Source organism: Hymenobacter cyanobacteriorum, assembly GCF_022631375.1.
Lineage (GTDB): Bacteria > Bacteroidota > Bacteroidia > Cytophagales > Hymenobacteraceae > Hymenobacter > Hymenobacter cyanobacteriorum.
The window spans coordinates 545,434-567,779 of the sequence record NZ_JALBGC010000001.1 but is presented as its reverse complement, the minus strand read 5'-3'; the positions used below and the strand labels follow the sequence as shown (position 1 = coordinate 567,779).

General features: G+C 62.8%; 17 protein-coding genes and 1 riboswitch. Of the genes, 9 read left to right on the top strand and 8 right to left on the bottom strand.

Features of this window, described 5'->3' with window-relative positions; genetic code table 11:
• Positions 1-139: 139 nt before the first annotated feature.
• The 3 genes from MON38_RS02410 to MON38_RS02400 all read left to right on the top strand — a co-directional run bounded on the left by MON38_RS02410 (position 140) and on the right by MON38_RS02400 (position 4,528).
• Complete coding sequence (locus MON38_RS02410) at positions 140-1,750, top strand: Na+/H+ antiporter (protein WP_241934536.1); 1,611 nt, start codon at positions 140-142, stop codon at positions 1,748-1,750.
• Positions 1,751-1,987: 237 nt separating this feature from the next.
• Positions 1,988-2,102, top strand: a riboswitch (SAM riboswitch).
• Positions 2,103-2,246: 144 nt separating this feature from the next.
• The gene (locus MON38_RS02405; protein ID WP_241934535.1) at positions 2,247-3,443 is read left to right on the top strand and encodes a trans-sulfuration enzyme family protein; all 1,197 of its coding nucleotides are present in this window, start codon (positions 2,247-2,249) and stop codon (positions 3,441-3,443) included.
• A 173-nt stretch (positions 3,444-3,616) separates the two neighbouring features.
• Positions 3,617-4,528, top strand: coding sequence for a hypothetical protein (locus MON38_RS02400; protein ID WP_241934534.1), 912 nt, complete (start codon positions 3,617-3,619; stop codon positions 4,526-4,528).
• A 92-nt stretch (positions 4,529-4,620) separates the two neighbouring features.
• Here the strand turns inward: MON38_RS02400 and MON38_RS02395 are convergent, their stop codons facing one another.
• A complete protein-coding gene (locus MON38_RS02395) occupies positions 4,621-5,727 on the bottom strand; it encodes an NADH:flavin oxidoreductase (RefSeq protein WP_241934533.1) in 1,107 nt (368 codons plus the stop codon).
• A gap of 269 nt (positions 5,728-5,996) precedes the next feature.
• Here MON38_RS02395 and MON38_RS02390 point away from each other — a divergent pair, with 269 nt between their 5' ends.
• A complete protein-coding gene (locus tag MON38_RS02390) occupies positions 5,997-7,424 on the top strand; it encodes a D-alanyl-D-alanine carboxypeptidase (RefSeq protein WP_241934532.1) in 1,428 nt (475 codons plus the stop codon).
• A 14-nt stretch (positions 7,425-7,438) separates the two neighbouring features.
• Here the strand turns inward: MON38_RS02390 and MON38_RS02385 are convergent, their stop codons facing one another.
• Complete coding sequence (locus MON38_RS02385; protein WP_241934531.1) at positions 7,439-8,668, bottom strand: T9SS type A sorting domain-containing protein; 1,230 nt, start codon at positions 8,666-8,668, stop codon at positions 7,439-7,441.
• Between the two features lie 415 nt (positions 8,669-9,083).
• On the opposite strand from MON38_RS02385, the gene MON38_RS02380 reads away from it, so the two are divergent.
• Positions 9,084-10,937 carry an FG-GAP-like repeat-containing protein gene (locus tag MON38_RS02380; protein WP_241934530.1) on the top strand — a complete coding sequence of 618 codons (1,854 nt, stop codon included), beginning with the start codon at positions 9,084-9,086 and terminating at the stop codon, positions 10,935-10,937.
• Between the two features lie 88 nt (positions 10,938-11,025).
• Here MON38_RS02380 and MON38_RS02375 read toward each other — a convergent pair whose 3' ends face one another.
• Positions 11,026-12,150 (bottom strand): TlpA disulfide reductase family protein, encoded by a 1,125-nt coding sequence (locus MON38_RS02375; RefSeq protein WP_241934529.1) that lies wholly within the window; start codon positions 12,148-12,150, stop codon positions 11,026-11,028.
• A gap of 174 nt (positions 12,151-12,324) precedes the next feature.
• The gene (gene serA / locus MON38_RS02370; protein ID WP_241934528.1) at positions 12,325-14,226 is read right to left on the bottom strand and encodes a phosphoglycerate dehydrogenase; all 1,902 of its coding nucleotides are present in this window, start codon (positions 14,224-14,226) and stop codon (positions 12,325-12,327) included.
• Between the two features lie 57 nt (positions 14,227-14,283).
• On the opposite strand from serA, the gene MON38_RS02365 reads away from it, so the two are divergent.
• The 3 genes from MON38_RS02365 (at position 14,284) to MON38_RS02355 (ending at position 17,481) form a co-directional block, all read left to right on the top strand.
• Positions 14,284-14,937 carry a hypothetical protein gene (locus MON38_RS02365; protein WP_241934527.1) on the top strand — a complete coding sequence of 218 codons (654 nt, stop codon included), beginning with the start codon at positions 14,284-14,286 and terminating at the stop codon, positions 14,935-14,937.
• 7 nt (positions 14,938-14,944) lie between these two features.
• Positions 14,945-15,307, top strand: a complete 363-nt coding sequence (locus MON38_RS02360; RefSeq protein WP_241934526.1) for a hypothetical protein — start codon at positions 14,945-14,947, stop codon at positions 15,305-15,307.
• 179 nt (positions 15,308-15,486) lie between these two features.
• Positions 15,487-17,481, top strand: coding sequence for a M1 family metallopeptidase (locus MON38_RS02355; protein WP_241934525.1), 1,995 nt, complete (start codon positions 15,487-15,489; stop codon positions 17,479-17,481).
• Positions 17,482-17,564: 83 nt separating this feature from the next.
• Here MON38_RS02355 and MON38_RS02350 read toward each other — a convergent pair whose 3' ends face one another.
• The 3 genes from MON38_RS02350 to MON38_RS02340 all read right to left on the bottom strand — a co-directional run bounded on the left by MON38_RS02350 (position 17,565) and on the right by MON38_RS02340 (position 19,894).
• Positions 17,565-17,990 carry a DUF983 domain-containing protein gene (locus tag MON38_RS02350; RefSeq protein ID WP_241934524.1) on the bottom strand — a complete coding sequence of 142 codons (426 nt, stop codon included), beginning with the start codon at positions 17,988-17,990 and terminating at the stop codon, positions 17,565-17,567.
• A gap of 141 nt (positions 17,991-18,131) precedes the next feature.
• A complete protein-coding gene (locus MON38_RS02345; RefSeq protein ID WP_241934523.1) occupies positions 18,132-19,007 on the bottom strand; it encodes a helix-turn-helix domain-containing protein in 876 nt (291 codons plus the stop codon).
• A gap of 170 nt (positions 19,008-19,177) precedes the next feature.
• Positions 19,178-19,894 (bottom strand): DUF421 domain-containing protein, encoded by a 717-nt coding sequence (locus MON38_RS02340; RefSeq protein WP_241934522.1) that lies wholly within the window; start codon positions 19,892-19,894, stop codon positions 19,178-19,180.
• 313 nt (positions 19,895-20,207) lie between these two features.
• Here MON38_RS02340 and MON38_RS02335 point away from each other — a divergent pair, with 313 nt between their 5' ends.
• The gene (locus tag MON38_RS02335) at positions 20,208-21,230 is read left to right on the top strand and encodes a transglutaminase-like domain-containing protein (RefSeq protein ID WP_241934521.1); all 1,023 of its coding nucleotides are present in this window, start codon (positions 20,208-20,210) and stop codon (positions 21,228-21,230) included.
• Between the two features lie 153 nt (positions 21,231-21,383).
• Here MON38_RS02335 and MON38_RS02330 read toward each other — a convergent pair whose 3' ends face one another.
• Positions 21,384-22,346, bottom strand: a complete 963-nt coding sequence (locus MON38_RS02330) for an aldo/keto reductase (protein ID WP_241934520.1) — start codon at positions 22,344-22,346, stop codon at positions 21,384-21,386.

Here is a 22,346-nt window from a genome sequence, read left to right as displayed (position 1 = left end):
AGTGCGCGGCGGTGAGCCGGCTTTTGGCGTAGCCTAAATAGCGGAATAAGGCCGCCGGGCGGTACGCTTTGCGGCTTGGCGTTGCGCAGGCGCGCGCCGTTGGCGTTTCTTTGAGGCGTTTAGACGCCTCGGTTTCCTCATGCTGCACGAAAGCCTCCTCCTTATTCTCGGCCTGCTGTTCGCCGTGTTTTTGCTGGTGATGCTGGGGCAGAAGCTGGGCATTTCCTACCCCATTTTCCTGGTGCTGGGCGGGCTGGCGCTGAGCTTCGTGCCCGGCCTGCCGCGCGTGGCCATCGCGCCCGACCTCATTTTCCTGATTTTCCTGCCCCCACTGCTCTACGAAGCGGCCTGGATGACGTCCTGGAACGACTTCTGGCGCTGGCGGCGGGCCATTGGGCTGCTCGCGTTCGGGCTGGTGGCCTTCACGTCGGGCATTGTGGCCTACGTGGCGCGGGCCGTCATTCCGGGGTTCACGCTGGGGCTGGGCTTTTTGCTGGGCGGCATCATTTCGCCACCCGATGCCGTGGCTGCCACTTCGGTGCTACGCGGCGTGAAGGTGCCCCGGCGGGTGACGGCCATTCTGGAAGGCGAGAGTTTGATTAACGATGCCAGTAGCCTGATTGTGTTTCGGTTTGCACTGCTGGCGGTGCTGTCGGGCACGTTTGTGTGGCAGGAGGCCGCCACCAGCTTTGTGGTGGTGAGCGGCATGGGGCTGGTAGTAGGGCTGGTGGTGGCCTGCTTCTTTTTCCTCATTCACAAGTATCTGCCCACTTCGCCCAGCATCAACACGGCGCTCACCTTTATGGCGCCCTACGTGATGTACCTGCTGGCCGAAGAGTTTCACTTCTCCGGCGTGCTGGCGGTGGTGAGCGGCGGGTTGCTGCTCTCGCACCTCTCGCACCGCGTGTTCGATGCCAACACCCGCCTGCAGGCCAATAGCGTGTGGGCCAGCGTGAGCTTCGTGCTGAATGGGTTGGTGTTCATTATCATTGGTTTGCAGCTGCCCATTGCGGTGGAGGGGCTGGGCAATTACTCGCTGCAGCAGGCCATTGCCTACGGCCTGCTAATGAGCGGGCTGGTGATTGTGATTCGGCTGCTGTGGATGTACCCGGCGGCCTTCATCCCGCGGTTTTTGAGCGAGAAAATCTGCAACAGCGAGCCGAGCCCGGGCTGGCAGGGCACGCTGGTGTTGGGCTGGGCGGGCATGCGCGGGGTGGTGTCGCTGGCCTCGGCGCTGTCGGTGCCGCTGCTTGCGGCCGATGGCACGGCATTTCCCCAGCGCAACCTCATTCTGTTCATCACCTTCGTGGTTATCCTCGTCACGCTGGTGCTGCAGGGGCTTACGCTGCCGGCCATCATCCGCTTCACCAAAATAGCGGAGCGCGACGACCGCACGCCCCTCGAAGAGCAGGAAGCCGGCGTGCGCCTACACCTGCGCACCGCCGCCGTGAAGCACCTGCAGCGAAAGTATCCCGCCGAAACGGAGGCCAACGAGCTTATCGCCCGCCTGCAGCAGCGCATGCAAACCGAAATCAACCTTACTGCCCGTACCCTCAACTCCTTGGAAGTGAACGAGGCCGGTCGCGAAACCCTGCGTCAGTACCACCTGGTCCTGCTCGACGTGCTGGGCGTGCAGCGCCAGGCCCTGGAGCACCTGCGCCACCACGACTCGTTTGACGACGAGGTGCTGCGCCAGCAGGAAGCCCAGCTCGATTTGGACGAGGCCAAGGTGAAGCACATTGAGCGGTAGGGGAGGGCGGAAGGAAGGGCGCTGTCTGCTAGAAAGAATGTCATGCTGAGCGTAGTCGAAGCATCTATACCGCAGTAGTAAATACTTTCGACTGGATTGCGTTGCGCGGTAGAGATGCTTCGACTGCGCTCAGCATGACGGTCTTTTTTTATTGACGCGCTGAAAATAATTTTCACCGCCACCGCTTGCGCTGTTTCAACCCGCCGCTATATTTGCAGCGCGCTCCCTAATCCGGGGCACTTATCAAGAAAGGCGGAGGGACAGGCCCTGCGATGCCTTAGCAACCAGTAGCAATACCAGGTGCTAAATCCTGTTCTGAATCAGCTTCGGCCGGCTCAGGAGAAGATAAGTCTACAAGATGCTTTCCCGTCTGCAGCGGTGGTGCTCTTCTGACTTGTCGGAGGGGCTTTTTTTATGCCTTTTCGGTAAGAAATCTTGCATAAGTGCTTGGGCAACCGGGTGCGTTTTCGTTTCAACCACAAAAACGCCAATCCCCATGCAAGCTTCCACCCGCCTCATTCAGTCTTTTCCCGTCGATGAACTCACCGGTGCCCTCGCCGTGCCGATTTACCAGACCTGTACGTTTGTGCAGGAGTCGCCGGGCGTGAACAAGGGCTTCGACTACTCCCGCACCGCCAACCCCACCCGCAGTGCCCTCGAGCAGCTGCTGGCCGGCCTCGAACACGGCCACTCGGCCTATGCCTTCGCCAGCGGCATGGCCGCCATCGATGCCGTGCTGAAGCTGCTCTCGACCGGCGACCAGATTGTGGCCATCGACGACATCTACGGCGGCGCGTTCCGCCTGTTTGAGCACGTGTACCGCCGTTTTGGCATCGACATCGTGTATTGCGACACCGCCGACCTGGCCCAGGTGCAGGCCGCCATCACCGAGCGTACCAAACTGGTGTGGCTGGAAACGCCCTCCAACCCCACGCTCAAAATCTCCGACATTGCCGGGCTGGCCGAGCTGGCCCATGCCGTCGGCGCTTGGTTGTGCGTCGATAACACCTTCGCCTCGCCGGTGCTGCAGCAGCCTATTTTGCTGGGGGCCGATTTGGTGGTGCACAGCGCCACGAAGTACCTGGGCGGACATTCCGATTTGATTGCCGGAGCCGTAGTGGCCGCCACTGAGGAGCTGGGCAAGCAAATTCAGTTCATCCAAAACGCCTCGGGCGCCATTCTCGGGCCGTTCGATTCGTTCCTAGTTATTCGCGGGCTCGAAACGCTGCACCTGCGCATTGCCCAGCACTGCCGCGCGGCCCTGCAGGTGGCCAAGTTCCTACAAACGCGGCCCGAAATCAGCGCCGTGTACTACCCGGGTCTGGAGTCGCACTCCGGCCACGCCATTGCTAAAAAGCAGCAGCCCGATGGGTTCGGCGGTATCATTGCCTTCGTGCTGAATGACGACACCGTGGAAGCGGCCACGCAACTGGCCACCAGCCTAAACTACTTCAAGCTGGCCGTGAGCCTGGGCGGCGGCAAGAGCCTCGTATGCCACTCGGCCTCGATGACGCACACGGCTATTCCGGCCGAAACGCGCCGCGCCGCCGGCTTCGCCGACAGCCTGCTGCGGCTTTCCATCGGCCTGGAAGCGGCCGACGACCTCATTGCCGACCTGGCACAAGCGCTGGATAGCCTAGCCGTGCCGGTAGCCGCGCCCGCGGCGCTGGAGCCGGAATCGGTGCTGGCTTAACCACGCGTGCAGGGAAGTTGAATGGGGCAGAACGTCCTGCTGCGCTTGTCGAAGCAGGACGTTCTTAATTCCAGCGCAAATGCTGTTGTAAATATGTTCACATATAGAAGTTAGGCTTATTATTCGTTGTTTCTTGCGGCTGAATTCATCCTTTCCTTTTCCCTCCCTTCCGCATGAGCCTTTATTACCAACCGTCGAATAAAATGCCCATTGGGGGCGTCCTGCTGTTTTTGCTGGGCGGCGTGCTGGCCGCTGCCGCGCTGGCGTTCGTCTACATCTACGCCATCTGGTACATCCCGTTTGTGTACATCAACTTCTTCATCTGCCTGGGTTTTGGGCTGGTATTGGGCGGCGTGCTGCTGCTGCTGGCACGGGCCGGCAAGCTGCGCAGCCCCAGCGGCGTGGGCGGGCTGGCGGTGCTGGTGGGCCTGGCCGCCGTGTATTTGGAGTGGAGCGTGTACCTCACGCTGCTGTTCAACTCCGAAACCACCGGCACCGGGCGCGATGCCGACACCAGCACGTCGTTCAGCGCGCGGTTGTTTGCCGATGTGCTCACCCACCCGGGCGCGATGTGGAATGCGATTGTCAAAATCAACGCAACCGGCACCTGGTCGCTGAAGGGGGCCACGGCCTCGGGCGCGTTTCTGTGGTTTGTGTGGGTGGTAGAGCTGGTGATGATTCTCGGCGGGGCTTACTTGATGGCCAAGTCGCAGGCCGATGAGCCCTTCTCGGAGCTCACCAACGAGTGGGCCGATGAGGAAGCGCTGGCGCATCCCGTGGCCTATGCCGCCGACGCCGCCCAAACCCGCACCGCCCTCGAAACTGGCCAGTTTCAGGCTCTGGCGCCGCACGTGCCCCAGGCCGCGCTGGAGCCCTTTGCCCGCCTCAAGCTGCACCGCGTGGCCAACGACCCCGCCTGCCAGTACCTGACGCTGGAAAACGTGACGCCCAAAGTCGACGACAAAGGCAAAGCCTCGGAGTCGACGGCCACCGTGGTGCAGCACCTGGCCATTTCGCCCGGCACCTACGACGACCTGAAGCAGCGCTTTGGCGCGCTGCCCGCCGCCACTCAGGCAACTGCTTAGCTAATAGGCTTCCGTACAAAAAATCCCAGCCGCCCTAACAATGGGCGACTGGGATTTTTTGTGTGGAAGCTGCGCTTAAAGCCACCGCCGGCTTACACCAGCGTGCGCAGCGCCTCGCGGCTGAAACCCACCATTTCGTCGGCGCGGCCGGCCTGGATTTTTTCCACCCAGTTCGGGTCCACGATGAGCTGGCGGCCAACGGCCACGAGGTCGAATTCGTTGCGGTCGAGCCGGCGCAGCAGCTCCTCGATGCCCTGCGGCTCGGAGGTTTCGCCCGCGAAGCCGGCCAGGAATTCGCCCGACAAGCCCACCGAGCCCACGGTGATGGTGGTTTTGCCGGTGAGCTTTTTCACCCAGCCGGCGAAGTTCAGGTCCGAGCCTTCGGCCTCGAACTCGGGCTCCCAGAAGCGGCGCTGCGAGCAGTGGAAAATATCGACGCCTGCCTCGGCCAGGGGCTGGAGCCATGCCTCCATTTCCTGGGGCGTGTGGGCTAGCTTCACGGCGTAGTCCTGCTGTTTCCACTGCGAGAGGCGCAGGCTGATGGCGAAATCCTCGCCCACGGCCCGGCGCACTTCCTTCACCAGTTCCACGGCCAGGCGGCTGCGCTGGGTGAGGTCGTCACCGCCGTACTGGTCGGTGCGCTCGTTCAGGCCGGCCCAGAAAAACTGGTCGATGAGGTAGCCGTGGGCGCCGTGCAGCTCCAGGCAATCGAAGCCGAGGCGCTTGGTGTCGGCGGCGGCGCGGGCGAAGGCGGCGATGGTGTCGGTGATATCGTTTTCGCTCATGGCCTTGCCGGTGGCCTGTCCGGGCTTGATGAGGCCGGAGGGACCTTCAAAATTTTCCGACGGCTTCCAGCCCGAGCGGTGCTCGGCCATCACGCCCATGTGCCAGAGCTGCGGACCCATCTGGCCCCCGGCGGCGTGCACTTCGTCGATGACGTGCTGCCAGCCGGCCAGGGCGGCCTCGCCGTAAAAATGCGGAATGTTGGGGTCGTTGGACGAGGCGGGGCGCTCCACCACCGTGCCTTCGGAGAGGATGAGGCCGACCTGGCCCTCGGCCCGGCGGCGGTAGTAGGCGGCCACGTCGGCGCCCGGCACGCCGTTGGGCGAGAAGGAGCGCGTCATGGGGGCCATCACAATGCGGTTTTTGAGGTTGAGGGATTTCAGCGCGAAGGGCGCGAACAGGGCGTTGATGGACATAATGCGAGGTTGCGGGTTTCGGACAATGGAAAGTCGACAACAACAGGTTGGGAAGGGTTTTGATTTTTTTGTTGCGCTGGCCCCTAAACGTCATGCCGAGCGTAGCCGAGGCATCTCGCGTGCCGAAGTAATCCAATCGATGAGAAGAATTAGTGGCGGCACGCGAGATGCCTCGGCTACGCTCGGCATGACGTGCTCTGTAATGAGGTTAGATACAAATTCCCGCCCAAAAGCCACCCCAGCCCCGTTTGCTGCGTAAGTTGCGGCCGATGTTACGCCCGTTCTATTTCCTGCTGCTGCTCACGCTGGGCATTACCCAATTATCCGCCTGCGCGCAGTCGGCCACCGACAAGCCGGCCGGCGCGCCTGTGGCCGTGCGGCCCGGTCAGCCGCTGCCCTGGCTCGATTCGCTGCTCACGGCCTCGCCCATCCTGCGGCTGCACCAGGTGGGCATGAGCCTGGCGTATGCCGACAGCGCCCGCCCGTTCTACGGCTACCAGGAAACCAAGTACTTCACGCCGGCCAGCAACATGAAGCTGTTTAGCCTCTACGCCGGCCTGCACATCCTCGCCGATTCGCTGCCCAGTCTGCGCTACTTCTCGCGGAATGATACCCTGTTTTTCCAGGGCACCGGCGACCCCACACTGTTGCACGGCGACGTGCCCAGCCGCCGCGCCTACAGCTTCCTGCTGAACCGGCCGGAACGCACGCTGGCCTACTGCGACATTGCCACCGTCGCGCCTTTCGGCCCGGGCTGGACCTGGGACGACTACGGCTACTACTTCCAGCCCGAGCGCGCCGCCTTCCCCATTTTCGGCAACACCGTGCGCTTCTATGCCACGCCGCCCGCGCCGGTGCGGGCCGGCACACGGCCGGCCGTGGCGCCGCAGTCGCGCATTCGGGTGCTGCCGCGCTACTTCGCGCCGCTGGTGGGGCCGGCCCCGGCCGAGCTGCGCACGCCCGGCCTCGATACCGACACGCACATCATCCGGGCGCTGCACGAAAACCGTTTCTACGTGTTGCCGACGGTGAAAAAATGGGTCGATGAAACGCCCTTCGTAACGAGCCGCGGGCTGATGCTGCGGCTGCTGGGCGACACGTTGCGCCGGGCCACCAGCAACGCCGTGTGGCGCCCGCGCCCCGCGCAGGGCGACTCCATCCGCACCCTCTACGGCCTGCGCGTCGACTCGCTCTACCGCCGCATGCTGCGCGTGAGCGACAACTTCCTGGCCGAACAGCTGCTGCTGATGTGCAGCACCAAAATCGGCCGCCGCGACTCGCTTAGCACCGGCCGCGTCATCCGCTACGCCCGTAAAAATCTGCTCGGCACGCTGCCCGACCCGGTTCTGTGGGTGGATGGCTCGGGCCTCTCGCGCCTCAACCTCATCACCCCGCGCACCCTCACGGGCCTGCTGCTCAAGCTGCACCAGGAGCTGCCCGAGCGTCGGCTGCTGAGTTTGCTGGCGGCTGGCGGCGGCCAGGGCACCCTGCGCAAGCGCTACCACGACGCCGCCGGCCCCTGGGTGTGGGGCAAAACCGGCACGCTCTCCAACAACCTGAACATGTGCGGCTACCTGCGCACCAAAAGCGGCCGGCTAGTGGCGTTTACATTCATGAACAACAACCACGTGGCCGAAAGCGGCACCATGCGCAACGAGGTAGAGCGCGTGCTGGCGCAGGTGCGGGCCCGGCTGTAGGGGCGGTTTGTGAGCTAATGCGTCACCACCACTTTCTGAGTACCCGAAACGCCCGTGCCGTCCACTCTGAGGAAATACACCCCGGCGGCCAGCCCCGATACATCAAACTCGGTCGGCACAGAAGGATGCAGCTCCAGCACCGCGCCCACGGGCTGGCCCAGGGTGTTGAAAAGCCGGGCGCGCAGGTCATTGGCCACGCCGCCTTCGGGGGCCACGGTCAACTGGTCGCTCACCGGGTTGGGATAGGTCGTGACTTGCAAACCGGCGGCCAGGAAGGTAGCCGTTACCACGTAGGTCGTCACGGGCTCGTTCACCACGGCGTGGCCCGATTGCGGGCCCGTGGCCCCGGCCGGAATTACGCCGTAGTAGGTGGGGCCGGGCGTGTAGGGGTAGGCGCCGGCGTAGGTTGAATTGATGGTGACGAAGTAGGCGTAGGTGCCGGCCGGGTACTCCGGCGTAATGCAGAAGCGGCCGTTGTGCACGTCCAGGTCGCCGCGGCCGGCCACGTATTCAAAGTCTTCGATATAATAGCCCAGTGGCTTGGCGGCATTGATGGCGGGGCCGGGCGAGGGGGCCGGGCTGCCGTCGGGCAGGGTGGTGCGGGCCGTGATGTTGCGGGCCCGGTACGACGTCTTCATGCTTTTGATACCGCCGGTGCCGTTGGTATTGGCGTAGCCGTAGGCGCCGTAAATGGGGTAGCCATCGAAGGCAAAGCCGATGATGGGGGAGTGGCGGGTGCTATCGTGGTCGTTGTAGAGGCAGCGCGGGTTGAGATGGTGGTGGTACTCGCCGTTGCCAGCCGGGTGGCCCAGGCAGGAGTCGAAGCTGGGGCCTTCCACCACGATGGCGTTCTGGTTCCACACGCCCGCGTTGTTGTAGCTCATGGCGTCTTTGGCGTTGAAGATGCTCACGCCGTTGCTCCAGATGCCGGTGTGGCCCAGCGGCGTGGCCACAGCCGTACCGGTGTTGGGCGTGGGCGCGCGGGTTATTTTGAACACGAAGTTCTGATTGGTGGCCGCGTTGGGATTATTGGGCCAGGGGCCGATGGTGTAGCTCGGCACGCCCGTGCAGGTGATGTACACGTTGCCGGTGGAGTACTGCACGCGTTGCACGTTGCTCGGAATGCCGTTGTAGCCGGTGGCGCCGGTGGTGTTCACCACCCAGCTGCTCACGGTGGGGGTAATCTGGGCCCGGCCCGGGGCGGAAATCAGCAGAAGCAGGGCCAATAAGTAGCGGTAGGGCATAAGCGCAAAGAATAAAAAGCGGTGGTGGGCAACGCGGGCCGTCCTGTTGGGGGCTGCAGCACCTGAGAGCAGGCTTGAAGATACGGGCAGCGACGAGCTTTTCGATGCTTGCGGCCCCGCCTGACCGCGGCCGTTTGTCGACGAACGGGTGTTTTCGGGCGATGACTGGCCGGATACGTCCGATAAAGTATGCGTGCATACTAAAAAATGCCCCTCATGGCTTAAAAACGCCCATTTTCATTCGTCGGCAGCCCTTTTTTCATTCGCTGGGAAATAGGTTAGGTTGGACGCGAAACGAACCTGATTTGACGAAGGAAAAAATAGCGCCCGCCCCCTGTGGAGAGCTTTGTATCATCAAAACGGCCGCAACTAAGCTGGCCCTTCCGCCAAGTGAATCCTCTTCAATATCAATAACATGTTTACGCTCGCTACTCCCGCCGCTCGTTTGTTCTGCCTGGCTACGCTGGGTTTGCTGCTGCCCGCCGCCGCCATGGCGCAGGCGCCCACCATCAGCAGCGTAACGCCGACCACGGCCGCCCCCGGCGCCACGGTCACCATCACCGGCACCAACCTCACCGGTTTCACCTCGGTGCTGCTGAACGGCCAGGTCGTGCGGGCCTCGGCCGGGGTGGTGCCTTCCTCCACGGCTACTTTCGTTGTGCCGGCTGCCGCTGGCTCGGGCCGGGTGCGCCTGACGACGGCGCTCGGCACGGCCGTGAGCGGCGCCAAGCTGGGCGTCACCCGCACTTCTTCGAACAGCAACTACGGCCAGCTGAACACCAACGCGACCAGCGCCACGGCCACCGGCAACTTCTCGACCCCCGTAGCGGCCGACCTCGACAAAGACGGCTTGCTGGAACTGCTGGTGGGCCAGGGCAACGGCACCATGATGGACTACGAGCAGACGGCCACCAACGGCGCCTTCAGCACCACGGGCACGCTGATTACGTTTGCCAGCGGCGGCGCAACCGTGGACGTGGGCCTCTACGCCAAGCCAACCGTGAGCGACCTCGACGGTGACGGCCTGCAGGAAATCATCGTGGGCGAAGAAAACGGCACCGTGCTGATGTATGAGCAAAGCGCCAGCACGGGCGCTGGTGCGTTCAAAGTGGGAGCCGGTACCACCTTGTTTGCCAACCCCTACGGCGTAACAACCACGACGGTGGCCAACGCCGGTTCCTACGCCCGTCCTTCGGTGGGCGACCTCGACAATGATGGCCTGATTGACATCATCGTGGGCAGCAACAACGGCTTGCTGAACCGCTATGAGCAATTGGCCAGCACCAACAACACCACGGCCGGCTTCAGCGGTCCTACGACCATCAAGCTGGCCGATGGCACCACGGTGCTCGATGCCGGCGATGTGAGCAAGCCGCTCATCACCGACTACGACGGCGACGGCAAACTCGACATGCTGGTGGGCAACTACGCCGGCAACGTGCAGCTCTACACCCAGACGGCGGTGAATGCAATGACCTTCACCTTTATGCGCAACCTGAGCACCGACGGGACCGCCGCCAACGTTATCAACATGGGTAACTCGGGCACTAACTTCAGCAACAGCGGTGGCTACGCCGCCCCAGCCGTGACCGACTACGACGGCGACGGTTTGCTCGACCTCTTCATCGGCAACGGCAACGGCACCGTGTATCGGTACGAACAGGCCACTTCAGCCACCGCGCCCACCCTCACCGCCCCGCTGCCGGTGGTGCTCACGGCCTTCACCGGCCAGGCCACGGCCACTGGCAACCGCCTGAACTGGGCCACGGCTCAGGAAATCAACAGCGCCCGCTTTGTGATAGAAGCTTCGGCCGATGGCAGCCGCTACGCCGCCATCGCCACGCTGGCCGCCGCTGGCAAAAGCACCTCGCTCACCACTTATGTGTATGTTGACGCCACCGATGCAGCCCTGGCCACCGGCCGCCGCTACTATCGCCTGCGCCAGGAAGACCTCGACGGCACCGTGGCCTACTCGCCGGTAGTAACCGTGAGCCGCGGCGCCGCCGGTGCCAGTGCTGCCAGCAAGTTCGACGCCTACCCCAACCCCTTCGCCGACCGCCTCACAGTAGCCCTGCCCGGCCAGGCCGAAGCCCAAGCCACCACGGTAACCCTGCTGAGCCTGACCGGCCGCCCGGTGTACGCCACCAAGCTCGACCTGAGCGCTGCGCCCCAGGCCCTGAGCAACCTGCCCGAACTGCCCGCCGGCGTGTATATCCTGCGCCTGGCCACGGCCACCGGCAGCATCAGCCAGAAAGTGGTGCGCCAGTAATCAGCACCCCACAACGCAACAGCCCCCGGCTTCCGCAAGGAAAGCCGGGGGCTGTTGGCGTTTGTAGCGCAGGCTGCGGGGCGCGCTTTTAGGGTTGAGGAATGAAGCGGGCCACGGTGGCCTTCAGCTCGTCGCCGCGCAGGTTGGTGGCCACAATTTTGCCGCTGGGGTCGATGAGGAAGTTCTGCGGGATGGCGTGCACGCTGTAGAGCCGGGCGGCTTCATTCTCCTGCTTCAGGTCCGAAACCTGGGGCCAGGTCAGCTGGTCGTCGGCAATGGCTTTGAGCCACTGCGCGCGGTTGCGCTCCACGTCGATGGACACGCCCAGAATTTCGAAGTTGCGGTCTTTGTAGGCCTGGTACACGGCGGCCACGTTGGGGTTTTCGCGGCGGCAGGGGCCGCACCAGCTGGCCCAGAAATCGACCAGCACGTACTTGCCGCGCAGGCTGCTCAGGGCCACGGGCTTGCCTTCGGGGGTGCTCAGGGTAAAATCAGGGGCCTGTGCGCCAATGGCTACGCGCTTTAGCGCCTGCAGCCGGGCAGCGTAGGCCTGGCCGTCGGGCGTGGCCTTCACGGCGGGCGTCAGCTGGTCGAAGAGGGGGAACACGGCCGTGTAATTGGGCACGGCCCCGCCCAGCTGCTCCACGGCATCGAGGCTGACGAGGGTGTTGGGGTGCGCCTTCACGTAGGCGGCAAACAGGGATTTCTGGTTTTCCTCCAGCGCATCGGTCTGCTTTTCCAGGGCCGCCCGCTGCTCGGGCGTAGCCCCCCGAAACTGCGCGTACAGCGCTTCCATTTGGGTGTTGGAAGGCTTGAGTTGCGCCATGAGCTCCTGGTACTGGGCCGTGAGGGCCGAGCCCGTGATGGTGGCGTGCACCAACGAATCGGGGCTGCTGAAAACGGTGGTGCCTTTTTCGAGGAAGAACGTGGCGTTATCGGCCTGGCGGGTGCGCATGCGGCGCTTGTTGCCGTGCTGCACCAGCACCAGCCGGGCTCTGGTGGCGGCCGGCAAGGTGCCGCGCAGCACGAACGCCCCGTTGGTCACCACCGCCGAGTCGGACTTCACGCTTTGTTGTACGCCCTCGCGGAGCAAATACACCACAGCCGGACCGGGAATTTTATTAAGCTTGCCTTTGAGCACGAACGGAGCAAGCGTTTGGGCGTGGCCCAGGGCAGCGGTGCCGAGCAGCAGCGCCAGAAGCGGGAGTTTCATCGGAGTAATGAGGAAAGGAGTGAAAGAGGCTGGTAAGGTAGGAATGATGGCCGACATGAAATAAGAACGTCATGCTGAGCGGAGTCGAAGCATCTCTACTGAGGAAGTAATTTGATTTACTACTGCGGTAGAGATGCTTCGACTCCGCTCAGCATGACGTTCCTTTCTCACCTCCTAATACAGCACCCGGAACTTGATGGTGTGCTCGACCTCGCGCAGGGCCTGAATCACCTCGTGGTCGTACTCGCGGTTGATGTCGGTAATCACGTAGCCGATGTGCTCGTTGGTTTTCAGGTACTGGCCCAGAATATTGACATGGTGGCGGGCCAGCACGTTGTTGATGTTGGCCAGCACGCCCGGCACGTTGGCGTGGATGTGGATGAGGCGGTGGGCCTGCTGCGTGGGCAGCTGGATGTTGGGGAAATTGACCGACTGCTGGGTGTTGCCGGTGTTGATGTACTGCATCAACCGCTCGGGCACGAACTCGGCGATGTTGCGCTGGGCCTCGGCCGTGCTGCCGCCGATGTGCGGCGTGAGCAGCACATTGGGCAGGCCGCGCAGCTCGTTTTCGAAGCTCTCGTTGTTGGTTTTGGGCTCGTACGGGAACACGTCCACGGCCGCCCCGCCGAGGTGGCCGCTGCGCAGGGCAGCGGCCAGCGCCGGCACGTCCACCACGTGCCCGCGGGCGTTGTTGATGAACAGGGCGCCCTTTTTCATGCGGGCAAACTCGGCGGCCCCGAAGAAATTCTCGTTTTCGGGGCGGCCGTCGATGTGCAGCGTCACCACGTCGGACTGCTCCAGCAGCTCATCGAGGGCGCGGGCCTTCACAGCGTTGCCGAGCTGCAGCTTTTCGGCCATATCGTAGTACATCACCTTCATGCCCACGGCTTCGGCCACCACGCTCAGCTGCGAGCCGATGTTGCCGTAGCCCACAATGCCAAGGGTTTTGCCGCGAATCTCGAACGAGCCGCTGGCCGACTTGTCCCACTCGCCGGCGTGCATCTTCGGGTTCTTCTCGGGGATGCGGCGGGCCAGCACAATCAGCTCGGCCAGCGTTAGCTCGACCACCGAGCGGGTGTTCGAAAACGGGGCGTTGAATACGGCCACCCCCTTTTTCATGGCGGCCGTGAGGTCAATCTGGTTGGTGCCGATGCAGAACGCGCCGATGCCGATGAGGCGGTTGGCGGCGTCGAGTACGCGCTGCGTCACCTGCGTTTTCGAGCGGATGCCCAGCAGGCTCACGCCCTCGATGCGCTGAATGAGCTCGTCCTCGTCGAGCCCGCCCTTAACTTCCTCTACCTGATAGCCTTCGAGGCGAAACAGCTCAGCGGCGCGGGCATCAGGATTTTCAAGCAGCAGGACTTTGATGCGGTTTTTGGGGTATGATAAAGTCATGGGAAGTCTTAGTTGGTACAAAAACTCGTCGAAGGTGGGCAGCACTTCGTCGGCGTGGGCCACTACGCTGGGGCGGCTAACGTTCTCGGTGTAAGCGTAGAAGCGGTGGGCCAGCCCGGCCTCGCGAATCTGGTAGTCGGTATAGCCGTCGCCGAGCACGTACACCGGCCCGTTCAAATCGAGCAGCACGAGCTGGCGAATTTTGCCGCCGTCGCGGCTCAGCACGTTGGCCGGGTCGCAGCCGGTGATGTTGCCGGCGGCGTCAAACGTGAAGGTGTTGGCCAGCACGTGGCTGGCCGGGATGCCAAACTCGGCTACCACTGGCTCGATGAACTCGCGGAAGCCGCTACTCACCACGTAAATGCGGTCGGCAAACTGCCGGAAGAAGTTACCGTTGCGGCGGATGCTCTCACTCACCTTGGTTTTGAGGCGGGCAATGAGCGGGGCGAGGTGGCGCTCATTTGCTCCCAGCAGCGCCAACCGCTTCGCTAGCGACTCCTGAAAGCCGATTTCGCCGGCCATGCCCTGGTCCGTCAGGGCCTTAATCTGGCCGACTACTTTGGCCTGGTCGGGGTGGCCTTGCAGGGCGATGTCGGCCAACTCGTCCAGCCCTTCGACCTGGGTGAAGGTGCTATCGAAATCGAACACGAGGTAGGGCAGGGGCGCGGCGGCATTGGGCATGAGCGCAAAGATGCGCCCGGCCGTACCTTGGCGCGGCATCCCTCTCCCAAGTATTTTATGAAACCGCTGCTCCTGTTGCTACTTGCGCTGCTGCTGAAACTGCCCGCTGCCGGGCCGCCGGCCGTGCACGTCACCTTCAGCCCGCTGACGAAGGCAGCCTACCAAGCGGCGCAGAAGGGAGCGGTGGTGACGAAGCCGACCGTGACGTTTCCGCTGAAGAAGGTGCGGGGGCGCATTGTGATTCCGACTACCAAAGGCCAAAAGGTGTTCACTGATGTCATTATTGACGATGCGGCAATCAAAAAAGGCCACAGTGAGGATGAACTGACAACCTACACCTATTTAGGGTATCGGCCGGATTTTAAATGCCATTTAGTGCATGTGCAACTCTATGAAATAGGCCAATGGCTGCTGGTTGATGCTTCGGGGAAAGTATTAGAACTATGGGGCGAACCAATCTTCTCTCCCGACTTGCGACGCATTATTGTTACCTGCATGGGCATTGAATACGGCGGTGGGCAGCCCAACATCCTACAACTGCTGGAAATGCGCAACGGGTTATTGCAGTCGGTGTGGGAAATGGAACCCAAAACCTGGGAGCCCTACCGCATTTGCTGGACTTCAGCCAATACTTTGTTGTTGAGCAAGGAAATGTGGACGGGCAAAAACCCGGGCAGCACCTTCACCTACGCCAAACTGACTATTCACTAGATTACTCATGCTGCCCCAGCGCCTGCTTTTTGTGTACAACGCCGACGGTGGCCACCTGGCCGGCCTCCAGGACTTGTTTCACAAAATCCTCTCGCCCAGTACCTACCCGTGCTCGCTTTGCGCCATCACCTACGGGATGACTTCGATGCAGCCGCAGTGGCGAAAGTTTATCAAAGCGTTGCCCATGCCGGTGGAGTTTCTACACCGCAACGAGTTCATTCGCGACTACCCGCAGTGGGCGCGGCACCCGCTGCCGGCCGCGTTTGCGGTGGGTGAGGATGGCGGGCTCACGCCTTTTATCGAAGCGCCAGAGCTGGACGCCGCCGATTTGAACGGGCTGATGCAACTGGTGCAGCAGCGGCTGCGGTAGTGCCGGGGCCGGCGAAGGTGGTATTAACTATAAGAACGTCATGCTGAGCTTGTCGAAGCATCTCTACTGCGCAACTAATCCCAATCGAAGGAATAGTATTGCGGTAGAGATGCTTCGACTCGCTCAGCATGACGTTCTTTTGTGTCATTCTTCCTCGCTTTATTCCTTCATCATTTCGCATGAAACTCCCTTTCCTGCCCGGCGCGCTGCTGGGCGCGGCCCTGCTGGCGGCCGGCCCGGCCCTGGCCCAAACCATCAATACCGGCCCGGCCTACGACTCGCGCACACTGTTCAACCCAAGTTTTATTGAGCAGCTGAGCACGCCTACGCGCACGGCCGGTGGCCAGCCCGGCGCCGACTACTGGCAGAACGCGGCCGACTATAAAATCGACGCGCGGCTGGACGAGAAAACCGCCCGCGTGACGGCCACCGCCGCCATCACCTACACCAACAACTCGCCCGACGCGCTGCCCTTTGTGTGGCTGCAGGTCGACCAGAACCTGTACCGCGAAGACTCGCGCGGGGCGGCCATCACGCCCATCGGCGGCGGGCGCTTCGGCAACAACTCGCGTGGCTTCCGCGGCGGCGACTCGCTCCAGACCGTGACCATCGAGCTGCACGGCAAGAAGCAGAAGGCCAACTACCGCGTGACCGACACGCGCATGCAAATCATGCTGCCCGAGCCGCTGAAGCCCGGCGGCGACAAGCTGAAAATCGACATCGCCTACGGGTTCAGCATTCCCGAGTACGGCTCCGACCGCCTCGGCCGCCTGCAAACCAAAAACGGCGAAATCTTCGAAGTGGCGCAGTGGTACCCGCGCATGGCCGTGTACGACGACGTGGAGGGCTGGAACACACTGCCCTACCTCACGGCCGAATTCTACCTCGAATACGGCAACTTCGACTATACCGTGAACGTGCCCGCCAACTACCTCGTGGGCGGCTCGGGCGAGCTGGTGAACCCGACCGAAGTGCTGACCAGCGCCCAGCAAAGCCGCCTGGCCAAAGCCGCTGGCTCGGACCAGACGGTCATCGTCCGCTCGGCGGATGAAGTGACGCAGGCCGGTTCGCGCCCGAGTGGCAAAAATGGCCGCCTCACCTGGCACTTCAAGTGCCAGCGCGCGCGCGATGTGGCCTGGGCTGCGTCGTCGGCCTTTGTGTGGGATGCCGCCAAAATGAACCTACCCAGCGGGCGTAAGTCGCTGGCACAGTCGCTCTACCCCGTGGAAGCGGCCCAGGACACGGCCTGGAACCGCTCGACGGAATACGTGAAGAAGAGCATCGAATACAACTCGAAGCAGTGGTACGAATACACCTATCCGGTGGCGACCAACGTGTCCGGCGTGGTGGGCGGCATGGAGTACCCGGGCATTGTGTTCTGCGGCGTGAAGGCCAAAAAAGCCAGCCTGTACAGCGTGACGGACCATGAATTTGGCCACAACTGGTTTCCGATGATTGTGGGCTCGAACGAGCGCAAATACCCGTGGATGGACGAGGGTTTCAATACCTTCATCAATATCCTGTCGTCGGGTGCTTTCAACAACGGCGAGTACGCCAAGCAGCTGAACGACACCGCCCGGCTGGTACAGGGCAACATCCGCTACATCATGGACCCCAGCACCGTGCCGCCCTACACCGTGCCCGACGTGACGCCCTCCAACTTCCTCGGCTACGCGGCTTATAGCAAGATGGGTTACGGCCTGTTTCTGCTGCGCACCGAGATTCTGGGGCCCGACCGGTTCGACTACGCTTTCCGCACCTACATCAAGCGCTGGGCCTTCAAGCACCCGCAGCCCAAAGACTTTTTCCGGACGATGAACGAAGCCAGCGGCGAGGATTTGACCTGGTTCTGGCGCGAGTGGGTGTACAACAACTGGACCCTCGACCAGGCCGTGACCACCGTGGCCTACGTGAACCAGGACCCCGCCCAGGGCGCCCTCATTACCGTCGAAAACAAGGGCCAGGCCGCCATGCCCGTCATCGCCGACGTAACCGAAACCGGCGGCAAAACCACCCGCGTGCGCCTGCCCGTGGAAGTGTGGCAGCGCAGCGGCACCTGGACGTTCCGTGTGAATTCGACCACGCCGCTCACCCTCGTGCGCCTGAACCCCACCAAACTGCTGCCCGATGCCAACCCTTACAACAACGTGTGGCGTGCGCAGGTGCTGAAGTAGAAGAGTTAAAAGTTGAGAGTTAAAAGTTAAAAAGGCCCGTCTAGTAATTCAGACGGGCCTTTTTAACTTTTAACTCTCAACTTTTAACTTCTTTTCCGGTACTGCACGCCGCCGAACAGATACAGCATCAGCGCGCGTGAGTAGCGCAGAATAACCGGCGTGAGCAGCACCGTGGCGCCGGTGATGATAGCCACGTACACCCACGTATCGGGGTTGCCCATGAGGTAGTAAATCAGCACGCCCAGTACCAGGAAGGTGGCAACGTTGAAGGCAAAGGTGATGTACATCGAGCCGAAGTAGAAGCCCGGCTCGGGCTCGAACGATTGGCCGCACACGGGGCACTGCTCGGGCATGCGGGCAAACTTGGTGACGTTGAGCGCGGAATACGAAAACATTTTGCCCTGGTGGCAGCGCGGGCAGCGCAACTTGGCCAGGGCCAGCGCCGTGGAATCGACGAGTTCGTAGGTATCGGTGGGTTCGGTCATGGCCGGGGCGGGGGAGGGGTGCATAAGGCAGCAGAAGCTATACGGGGAAATGCGGCCCGCGCCCATGCGCGAGTGGCCGGCGCGGCACCTGCCGCTTTGGTATATCAAAATTACCGCGCCCCTTAGCGGCCAGCACCGCCCGTTTGCGGGCACTTACCGGACAAATCAACGCTGCTGCCGAAAGGCCTCGGGCGTGCGGCCGGTGTACTTGCGGAAGTAGCGCCCGAAGTACGACGCATCCTCAAAGCCCAACTCGTAAGCCACCTGCGCCACACCCAGCGCCGAAAGGCTCAGCAGCCGCTGGGCTTCGGTGATGACCCGCTCGTGGATAAGGTCGCTGGCCGTTTTGTTGAGCACCCGGCGGCACAGGGCGTTGAGGTGATTGGCCGACACGTGCAGCAATTCGGCGTAGTCGCGCACGCTCCGCCGGCTGCGGTAGTGCAGGTTGAGCAGCGCCCCGAACTGCCGGATTTGCTGCTGGGCCAGGCCCGTTTCGGCCGTTGCCGGGGCGGCGTAGTGGCGCGCCGCCAGCTCCAGGCACAGGTGCAGATAAGACCGGAAAACCTCTGCTTGATTGGTTTTCGGTCCCTCATATTCCGCAAACAGGCGCTCGATGAGCGGGCGAATTTCCGTTTCGGTGGACGGCAGATACAGCACCGGCAGATGCGCGCTATCGAAAAACGGGAAGTCGTAGAGCCCGCTGCCGGGGTAGCGAAATAAATAGAAGTCGGCGCTGAAAAACACTACGAAGCCACGCGCTTCGGGCGCTAAGTGCCAGTGGTGCACCTGCCCCGGCGCCAGAAAGAACAGGCTGCCCGGCCGCAGCTCATACGTCACCAAATCAACTGTGTGCGTGCCTGCACCTTCGGTGATGTAAAGCAGCAAATAGAAGTCGTGCCCATGCGGCGCGTTCACGTGCGGAAACCGCACCACGTGGCGTTCCAGGCGGTCGCAGTAGTACGGCGTGCGGGCCAGCGGCCCCGGAAACGAGGCCAGGGCCAGCACCGGCGGGGGCGTACCCGGTAGGGCAGTGGGCTTCATGCGGCCAAAGGTAGCGCGGGGTGGCACGAGCCAGAATGCAACTGAACGTCATGCAGAGCGCAGCGAAGCATCTTGCCCGTAGTAAGTAATCCTGTAGTTTGATTAGTTGTGGCGGGCAAGATGCTTCGCTGCGCTCTGCATGACGGTTTATTGCTTCCCCGTAGCCAGCCTCACGCCTCCCTCTTCGCCGCGCACACCGGCACCCAGCCTTTGCCCTGGCATACCGGGCAAGTCGCTGCCTCGCCCCGCGCCAGCTCCCGCACCTCGCCGCACTTGCAGCAGGCGTGCGCGCCGGCCGCTTCTACGCGGTGCTGCGATTGGGCCAGCACCTCGGGCCAGATGGGCAGGCCGGGCGCGGCCTCGTCGGGCGCGAAGAAATAGGCGCTGAGGTTGCCGGTAGCTTCCATGTAGGCGCGGCGCACCTGACCGAGGTGCTCCACCTGCTGCTGCCGCAGCTCGCCGAATAACTCCTTTTGCGTCAGGTTCAGGTTATCAAGGTTTTTCATGTTGATGCGCCCTTCCTCCACCAGCAACACCGGTGTGCCTTCGAGCCAGTCGCTAAAGCGCGGGAACCACTCGGTGAGGCGGTTGAAAAACCAGTACAGCAGGCTCACCATCGCAAAAACAAGGATGACGGGCAAAAACGGCGTGTCGTGGTAGAGCATCGTGTCGCCGGCCGCCGTGCCCAGGCCGAGGATGATGCTGAGCTCGAAAATGGAGAGCTGGCGCACGCCGCGCCGGCCCGTCACGCGCAGGGCGGCCAGCATCAGCACGTAGGTGGCCACGCAGCGGAACACCACTTCGAGCAGGTAGCTGGGCGGCGCGTCGGCCGTCCAGAGCAGGCGCTGCCAGTCGAAGGGCGTGATGGGTTCGGCGAGGAAGAGCATGAAGATGAAGCAGGAGTGAAGCCGTTGCTGGTACGCACACCCCGGCCCACGGTTGGCCGCGCCGTACCTTTGCCGTACTGCTGGGGTCTGGTTGGCCCTGACTGGCGGGCACTTTTCGGAGCGCCGCGTCGGCGGGCATCGCACGTGGCGGTGGCCGTCGAGTTGAAGTGGTTGCTTAGTTGTTAGTTATTCGTTGTCAGTTGTCAGGACTTTTGCGATTGCCTGATACTGACAACTGACAACGAGCAACTAACAACTAAAGTCAATCCAGCTCTGCCGACGCCCGCCAGCAGCGACCTGTTGCCTCGTTGCCGTGAACGTTTCGTTGTTGATTACCCCCGCCATTTGGGTGGGGCTGCTGGGTGCGGCTGCGCACCTGCCGGGCCTGGAGGCCCCGGGCCAACCGGCCGCCGCGCCACGTAGCCGCACGTTTGTGCTCACCAGCACCGCCACCGTGCCCGTGCCACCGGCCGGCACCAAAACCCTCGATTTATGGCTGCCGCTGCCCCATCCCGACGCCAACCAGGACATCCGCGACCTCAAAATTGAGTCGCCGGTGCCCTACAAAATCGAGAAGGGCGCGTTCGGCAACCAGATGCTGCACCTGCGCCCGGCTGCTGTGCCCACCGCCCCGCTGGTGGTCACGCTCACGGCCCAAATCACGCGCCGCGAGCACCTCAACCTGCGCGCCAACACCCCCACGGCCAAGCCCGCCAAAGAGAAAACCGACCCCGACCTGGCCCGCTGGCTGGCCCCCGACCGCCTCGTGCCGCTCGATGCCAAAATCAAGCAACAGGCCGAAGAAGTGGTGGCCAAAGCGGGCGCCAAAACTCCGCTCGAAAAAGCCCGCGCCATCTACGAGCACGTGGTGAGCACCGTGAAATACGACAAAACCGGCCAGGGCTGGGGCCGCGGCGACATCTACTACGCCTGCGATGCGCGGCGCGGCAACTGCACCGATTTCCACGCCATCGTCATCGGCTACTGCCGCAGCCTGGGCATTCCGGCGCGCTTCAGCATCGGGCTGCCGCTGCCGGCCGAGCGCGGCCGCGGCGAAATCAAAGGCTACCACTGCTGGGCCGAGTTCTTCACCCCCGAAACCGGCTGGGTGCCCGTCGACGCCTCCGAAGCCGCCAAAAACCCCGACAAGCGCAACTACTTCTTCGGCGCCCACGACGAAAACCGCGTCGAGTTCACCCGCGGCCGCGACGTGACGCTAGCCCCCAAGCAAGCCGGTCCGCCGCTCAACTACTTCGTGTACCCCTACGCCGAGGCCGACGGCCAGCCGCTGGAAGTGGCCCGGAAGTACGAGTATGCGGACGTGACGGCGCAGTAACCAAACCGGGTATTCGGGTTAAAAAAGAACGTCATGCAGAGCGCAGCGAAGCATCTTTACCGCCACCACTAATCCTAACGATTGGATTAGGTTGAGCGGTAAAGATGCTTCGCTCCGCTCTGCATGACGCTCTGTTATTCCACTGAAGAAAAGCTACTCCGCCTTCACCGGCTTCGCCTGCTCCAATGTTTCCACGTCCTCGGCCGTCAGGCGTAGCTCGGTGGCTTCGAGCAGTTCCGTCACCTGGCCCACGCTGGTGGCGCTGGCGATGGGGGCCGTCACGGCCGGGGCCTGCATCAGCCAGGCCAGAGCTACCTGGGCGGGCGTGGCCTGCTGGTGGTCGGCCACGGCATCGAGGGCGGTGAGCAGGGCCAGGCCCTTTTCATTCAGGTATTTCTGGCCCACGCCGGCACCGCGGGGGCTTTTTTGCAGGTCGGCCTGGTCGCGGTACTTGCCGGTGAGGAAGCCGGCGGCGAGGCCGTAGTACGGAATCGCGCTGATGTTCTCCTTGAGCAGCAGCGGGGCGAGGTTCTGCTCAAAATCCTCGCGGTCGTACAGGTTGTAGAGGTTTTGCAGCGTCTCATAACGCGGGAAATTGTGCTTTGCACTGGCATCCAGCGATTCCTGCAGGCGCGCCGCCGTGAAGTTGGAGGCGCCAATAGCGCGCACCTTGCCTTCTTTCACCAGTTGGGCGTAGGCTTCGAGGGTTTCCTCCACGGGCGTGGTTTCATCGTCCTTGTGCGACTGGTAGAGGTCGATGTAATCCGTTTGCAGTCGCTTGAGCGAGCCTTCCACGGCGCGTAGGATGTAGTCCTTTTTCAGGCCCTTGTTGTCGGCATTCACCTCCCAGCCCACTTTGGTGGCGATGACCACGTCGTCGCGCCGGCCGCGCCGCTGCAGCCATTTGCCAATAATGGTTTCGGACTCGCCGCCCACGTGGCCGGGCACCCACACCGAGTAGCCGTCGGCGGTATCAATGGCGTTGCCGCCGTTGGCCACAAAAGCGTCGAGCACGGCGAAGGAAGTGGCTTCGTCAATGGTCCAGCCGAAGACGTTGCCGCCCAACATGAGAGGCGAAATGTGGAGGCCGGAGCGGCCGAGTTCACGGGTTTGCAT